The sequence below is a fragment of the Mycoplasma sp. 2575 genome (assembly GCF_053851635.1).
The window spans coordinates 1-8108 of record NZ_JBSQBB010000017.1 but is presented as its reverse complement, the minus strand read 5'-3'; the positions used below and the strand labels follow the sequence as shown (position 1 = coordinate 8108).

The window sequence follows — 8108 nt, the reverse complement described above, 5'->3', positions numbered from 1 at the left end:
CAATCATTACAAATGAAGAATCAGATAAATACGTTAGTCAAAAAGAAAAACTAGAAAACCTAAGTAAAAAAGCAGAAACCACAAAAACAGAATTTGCTAAGGAATTACAAAACACCAAAGAAGCTCATGCACAAAAAATTCTTGAAGTAAGAAATAAAATCTCACAGCTTCAAGCAGATGAAAATTCTGCTAACTTAAATGATGTTATTCAAGAACTGCAACAAGCAATTGCAGATAATCAAACAATCGATGATAATCTACCACTATCAGAAATTAATAATAAAAAAGATCAATTACAAAAAGCAATAGAAACTGCAGAAAACAAAAAAAATGCTGAGGCACAAAAAACTAGCGAGCATTTAGCACAACTACAAAAAGCAATAACAGATGTTAGTGCTACAAAAGACTCAATGACTTCTGAGCCATTATTAAGTAGTGCCCAAACTAACTTAGAGCAAGCAATCGCAATAGCACAAACAGCAAAAAATCAAACTCCAAAATTAGCAAATAACGAAATCAATGAAGCTAAAAAAACATTACTACAAGCAGAAAATATTGCCAAACAAGAAATTAAAAAGATAAATGATCAAAAAGACCAAATTAAAAATCAAATTAATCAAAAAGAAACAGAAATTCGTGATTATATAAATACCGATTTAGCAGGAAATGATTTTGCAAATATAAAAAGCGAATTAGAAAAACACTTAAATGATTATGTAAATAATGAAAAAAATAGCTTATCAAATAAAACAAAACAACAACTTACCGATTTACTATCTAAATTAGATTCACAACTACAAGACATTAAGAATAAAAAACAACAAAAAGACTTAGAAATTAGAGAACAAAATAAGCAAAAGCTAACAAAAATAAAAGAAACCCTTAAAAGTGTTGGTAATAGCATCACAAGTCATGATCCTGAAATGACAAAACTAAAACAAGACATTAATACAGCTGTCACTGAGACTGAGGGCATAATTAGCAAAAACGAATTTAATAAATATATATCGCAAATTTCAAAAATCGAAAGTTTAAAAACTGAAGCAGATAAAAAGATAAGTGACTTTACTAAAAAATTAAATACCGAAAGAGACGCATATAGACAAAAGCTACAAGAAGCCAATAATAAAGTATCTGAATTACAAAATGATGCAAACTCAGCAAATCTAAATACTGTAATTCAAAATTTGCAAAACACAATAAATCAAAATAACAATGCCCAAGACAGAGACCCAATTTCATCATTTACTACTAAAAAGGATAATTTAGACCAAGCAATAAAAACAGCTGAAAGAGAAAAAGCTGTTGCAAATCAGAAAACTGAAGCAAATTTAGCAAAATTAGGAAATACAATTAATGCATCAAAAACTACGCTAACTTCAATGAATTCTGAACCTTTATTATCGGATACCAAAAATAAATTAAGTGAAGCAATAAAAACAGCTGAGGGTATAAAAAATCACACACCTAAAAAACTAGCTGATAAAGATATAGAAAATGCAAATAAAACCTTATTAAAAGCAAAAACAGCAGCAGAACAAGCTATAACAAACATAAATAGCCAAAAAGCCTCAATCAAGATGCAAATAAACCAAAAAGCCAAGGAAATTGAGGATTACAAAAATAACCTAAATGGAAATCAATATGATGATATTAAAAATAAATTAACTACAGAATTAGATAATTTCAATAGAAATAATAAGAATAATCTTGGTTCTAAAACAAAAGCTGAATTAGATAAAATATTAGAGGATCTAAATAAAAAATTATCCGATGCTAAGGTAGACAAAGCTAAAAAAGATAATGACATAAATGCTCTTAATAAACAACAATTAACAACCACAAAAGATAATTTAAAGGCATTTGTCAATTCAATAACAAGCAATGATAAAAAAATGTTAGACCTCAAGAAAAAAATAAACGACGCAATTAATGAAGCTGAAAGTACAATTTCCAAAGATCAAACAGATAAATTTGTTGAACAAAAGAAGAAACTTGATGATTTAAAAGAAAAATCTGAAAAAGAAAAAACATCATTTGATGCCATAGCAAAACAAGCAAAAGCTGACTATGACCAAAAATTAAAAGAAGCTCAAGAAAAATTAAATAATCTAAGAAGTGATTTAAATGTAGCAAACCTAACTGATGTAATTAATAACCTACAACAACAAATTAACAATAATCAAAACGCTAATATTAATGATGCAATTCAGGATATTAACAACAAAAAAGATTCATTGCAAAATGCGATACAGGCAGCAGATCAAGCCAAAAATGCAGCAGGTCAAAAGACACAAGCAGCTTTAAATAAATTAAATGATGCAATAACTGCCGCAAATAAAACAAAAGATATGATGGCAAATGAATCTGCACTAAATAGTGCTAAAGATACATTAGGTGAAGCTATAAGAGTTGCCCAACAAGCAAAAGATAAAAATCCAAAATTATTAGATGCGCAAATAGAAAGCGCACTTCAGACTTTAACTCAGGCTGACAATGTAGCAAAAGAAGCTCTCAAAAATATAAATACTGAAAAAACTACCTTAAGAGACCAAATTTCTCAAAAAATAGATGAAGTTTCAAACTTTTCAAATACATTAAAAAACCATCCTGAATACAAAGAAATCAAAGATAAATTAGATACAACTCATAATAAATACAAAGATAAAAATGCGTTAAATTCAAAACCTAAAAATGAACTTGAAAATATATTAAAGGAATTAAATGATGCATTAACTGAGGCACAACAAAATAAAAATAGAAAAGATAATGATATCAAAGAAGCTAATAAACAATCGCTTACACAAGCTATAGATACATTGCAAGGTATTTCAAATTCAATTACTAGTCATGATAATGAAATGAAAACACTTAAAGCAAAACTTGATGAAGCAATAAATGAAACAAAAACAATTCTTGATAATAATCAAGCAAGTAATTATGTTACTCAAAAACAAAAATTAGAAGATCTAAAAACCGAAGCTGAACAAAAGAAGAAGCAATTTGAAGCTAAATTGCAACACGCAAAAACTGAGCATAATAAAAAAGTTAAAGAAGCAGAAGCTAAAATAAGCCAATTAAATCAAGACAAGAACTCTGCAAACCTAACTAATGTAATTAAAAAATTACAATCAGTTATTGATAACAATAAAAGCATTAATGATAATGACAGCATTGTAAATATAGACAATAAAACAAAAACATTGCAAGATGCTATTCAAACTGCTGAAACAGAAAAAACCACTGCAAATCAAAAAACCAATAACGAACTTGCTGAGTTTAAAAAAACAATCCAAAAGGCTGATGCAACTAAAACCGCAATGGATAATGAGCCAGAATTAAATAGTCAAAAACAAACCTTGCAACAAGCAATTAATACAGCTAATGGTATTAAAAATGCAAGTAAAAATGCAACTGATGTTCAAATAAAAGAAGCTAATAAGGTACTTGCTAATGCTGAAAAAGTTGCAAAAGCTGCACTTGATAATATCAATGCTCAAAAATCAACATTGATAAGTGAAATTCAAACAAACGCTAATGATATTCAACGATATATAACCCAAAATTTATCTAATAATAGTGATTATAGTCAAATTAAGACTGAATTAGAACGTGTTTTAAATGCTTATAATGAGAATGATAAAGCAAATATTAATTCTAAAACAAAACACGATTTAGAACAACTTAAGTCAAAACTTCATGATGCACTTGAAAAAGCCAAAAGAGATAAAGCTCAAAAAGATACCCAGATTGTTGCAAGAAATAAACAAAATCTAATAAATGCTAAAAATCAAATAAATGGTGTTGCAAAGCGTATTATTACTCGTGACCCTGAAATGGTAAAACTTAAAAAGCGCTTAGAAGAAGCTATTAAAGAAGCAGAAAGAATTATTAATGATAATGATCAAAGTAAATATATTCAGCAAAAACAAGTAATTGATAACTTAAAAAATGAAGCAAACCGTGCAATAAATGATTTTAATGATAGACTTCATGCTGCGCAAGCTCAACATGACCAAAAACTCAGAAATGCACAAGCAAAATTAAATTCATTAAAACAAGATCCAAACCGCGCAAATTTAGTCACCATAATTAGTCAATTGCAACAAAAAATTAATACAAATAAATCCAAAGAAAATATTGACCCAATTAAAAGCATTTCAGATAAGACTAAAGCCTTAGAACAGACAACAACAAACGCCGAAACACAAAGAGTAGCCGCAAATAAGAAAACTGATGCTGAAATTGCTAAATTAGAAGCGAGTCTTACCAAAGCAAATGCTACAAAAACCGAGATGGCTAAGGAACCAGCATTAAAAAGTTCAACAGAGGCACTTACAAATGCGATTAGTTCAGCACAAGCAGCAGCTAATAAAACTACTAAACTAACTGATGCCAAAATTATTGATGCTAATAAAAAAATAACGGCAGCTGAGGTTGTTGCCAAAAAAGCTCTTGATACTATTAATACCCGAAAACAAACATTAAGAGCGGAAGTTCAACAAAAAGCAGATGCAATTGACACTTATATAACTTCAAACCTAAATAAAAAAGAATACAGCACAATTAAGAAAGAATTGCAAAAGATTCTTGATACATACAATTCACAAAATAAACCTAATCTAACTGCAAAGACAAAAGCTCAATTAGAAGAAATATCTAGAAATCTAGAAAATGAATTAAATAAAGCTAAACAAAAGAAAACAAAACAAGATAGCGATACAAGCATTGCTAATAAGAAAAAGGAAATTAATAAATTAATTGACCAAATTCCTTATCCAGATCCTAAATCACCTGAAGCAACCCAAGCTAAAAATGCTCTAAAAAGTGCTGTTAATAAATTAAATGATATGCAAAGCTTAAACCAAAAACAAACTGAGATAACTAATTTTAGCAGCCATATGCAAAAAAAGAAAGAACAGTTAGGTGCTAATGGCAAAAATCTAAAATATTCAAAAGATAATGCACAAGCAGTTCAAAAAATAAAACAAAAGCTAAATTCAGCAGAAAATATAGATCAAGCTAACAATGCGTTGCCTGATGGTTGAGCAAATAAGATTGAAACATACAAAAATGTAATTAATAATTCATTTGATGACGGGGAAGATAAAAATAATTTAATAACAAGATTAAATCAAACTGTTCCTACCACAATAACGGATAATAAGGTTTATAATGAAAATGATTTAAAAGATGAAATAATTAAAAACTATAAGCGTCTTGCAAAAGAAAAAATTAACACATTAAGTAATATTCCTCAAAATAAAAGAAATAATATAAAGAGAAATATCGATAACACGCAAGTTCCTAGTGCTCATACACAACTATCCACATCAATCAATAACATTAAGTCACTTGTGACAAATGCTACAAGACAAAACTTCAACTTATTTATTGATGAATTAGCATATCCAGAAAATTCATCGCAATTAAGAACTGATTCATTAAAAACAAAAGAAAAAATTAAACAATCTCTAACATCTAAAATTGATTATTCAAATAAAGTCACTGTGGAAGCGACTCTTAATACACTAAAAACAAATATTGATGCATTAAAAAATGAAATAAACAATATTAAACCAGAGACAAAGAAAAATGAATTCTTAGCAGATTTTTCTAAGACTGATCATACTAAAATTTCAGCACTATTGCAAAAAGTTAGATCATATAAACAAGAATATGAAAATAAGAAACGTTTAGCTCAACAAGCAATTTCACAAGTTTCCGACCCAAAAGAAAAGAAAAAACTGCAAGATAGACTAAATAACTCAACAAATAGTATTAAACACCTTGAAACTATTAAAACTGATGCCGAAAAACAAAGGGATAAAGAAATAAAACAAAAAGCTGAAATTCAAGCTAAAAAACAAGAATTAATCAAACAAATTAACAAATTACCTAATTCTCCTGATAAAAAGAATCTTTTAGATAAGGTAGAATTATCAAAAACTAAACCAGAATTTTCGGCTATCGAATCAGAAATTAATATTATTTCTAGAAAAATAGAATTAAGAAAAGAGGTTGACAAATTAGCACTATTTGATTTGTCTAATAATAGAGGTGGATTACCTAGTGAATTTAGACCCGAAGCTAGCGAAGCGACAAAATATAATCTAAAAGATCTTTATAAGCTTATAAATAATGCCTCATCAGATAGTGAATTAAATACAATAAGTCAGAAAATAAATCAACAAAGAAATGCGGAGTTAGAGGATTTAAGAAAAACGAGGTTAGGTTCAAACGGTGATTCAGATTACGGTAATAGTGTCATGAAGTTAGCATTAAATCAGTCATTATCTATAGCCGTAAATGATCAAGGTAAAGATAGCACAGGAACGTTTACTTCTCAATATAATAATGAATATAATGCATTAAATGAACAAATCAGATCTGCTGATACAATCGAAAAATATAAAGCCGCAAAAATTAAAGCTGAAAAATTTATAGCAAAATATGAATCTAAAGATACCAAAAAATGATTACCATTCTTTAAACAAAGGGTTGACTCACATTACAAAAAACACCCAGCTGATGCAGGTCCATATAATGTAACAATTCCTCTAGGTTCGTGATCGCATATAATATCTGAGTTTGAAAAACAAGATACTGATAGAGCGGGAGCTATAAAGACTGAAAATCAAGCATTGTATGAAGTTTACTACAAATATAGAAGAAATGCTAAATTAAATTATGAGTTTCTAAAATTAATAGCTAGAGTAAAAGATGCTGGAATAGTTGACGATTCAACACGATATAGTCTAGAGCAATTAAAAACTAATTTTGAAGGTGTTATAAATGCAGAAGATAAGAGCAAAATTATTTTAGAATCAAATAATCAATTATTCGGTACATACAATGTTTCTGAATGATGAAAAAAAACGTCACAAATTACTTTCTTAAACTGATGAGCAAAAAAAATAGCCAATGCTCCAGAAAGCTTGATTAGCCAAGAGGAAAAATATGAATTGTTAGATAAAATAGCTTTAAATACAGACTCAACAGATAAAGCATTTTTAGAAGAATGGAAAAAATTCAAAGATAGATTCTACAATAGAAGTCTAATTAGCCCTGGTGAATTAGATAACGATGGCTATCCAAAAAATGCTAAACCTTATATTTGAAGATAAAAAATATCAAAGTAATGTAGAAATTTTTATGTATATTCTCTTGTATAAATATTTTAAATCTTAAACTTTTACTGGTTTTTATAACTAAAATAAAATAAGGGGAAAATGCTGATTTATTAAAAAAATCAGCATTTTTTGCTTTTTTTGACCTCAAATATATAACAATTTAGTTATAAATAAACTAAAGAAAATGATACTAAAAGATCAAAGAGTTAAAATGCCTAAAAATGTCAAAATGATTAGAAAAGGTAATAATAAATATGTATATTATGTCGCAGAAGTTGAATATAAAAAGGATAAAAAATATAATATCGATAAGAGAGTTAATATTGGCAAAATAGATCCAAAAAATAACAATTTATTAATACCAAATGATAAGTATTTTAATTTTCCCGGCGCAAAAATAACAATAATATAAGATGATAAAAAAAATCATCCGTTGTTTCTATCGGCAACATTTGACAATAACTAAATTTTTTAAAGATTTATATAGATGAACATTTGGAAAATATTTTTAACACAAAAAGCGAATTAATAAAGCATTGGCATCTCATTATATTGATGAAGAATTTACGGTTTCACAATTATTTAAAAAGCGGCATATAAAAATTTTTCTGGTTTGTTTTCAATTCCTTCAAGCTCAACGATATCAATGCTTTTGCACAAAGATATAACAACAAAAAAATACTTGAATTTAATTATAGATGATCAAAACAATCAAGAACATATTTAGAATAATTCGGATGACGCATATTTATCTGTCGATTCAACGAACTTTAATATAAGCTCAAAAAACATGAAATATGCTGAATATAAAAAACCAAATGTTGATGAAGGACTGCTACAAATAAACTTATCTTATTGTTTAGATCAAAAGGCTGAATTACCTTTTTTTATGATTTATATCCCAAATCAGTTATTAATGTATGTTACTACAAAAAAATGATTGATAAAGTTTTAAATTTGCGTTATAAATCAGCA

The 8108-nt window shown here is 27.8% G+C and carries 2 protein-coding genes; both read left to right on the top strand.

The genetic code is table 4. The features are described 5' to 3' along the window. Positions 1–7127: hypothetical protein (locus tag ACWXVU_RS03045; RefSeq protein ID WP_456012176.1), on the top strand; the 7127-nt coding region annotated here is incomplete at its 5' end. A gap of 190 nt (positions 7128–7317) precedes the next feature. Next, positions 7318–7545 carry a hypothetical protein gene (locus ACWXVU_RS03040; RefSeq protein WP_456012175.1) on the top strand — a complete coding sequence of 76 codons (228 nt, stop codon included), beginning with the start codon at positions 7318–7320 and terminating at the stop codon, positions 7543–7545. Positions 7546–8108: the final 563 nt, after the last annotated feature.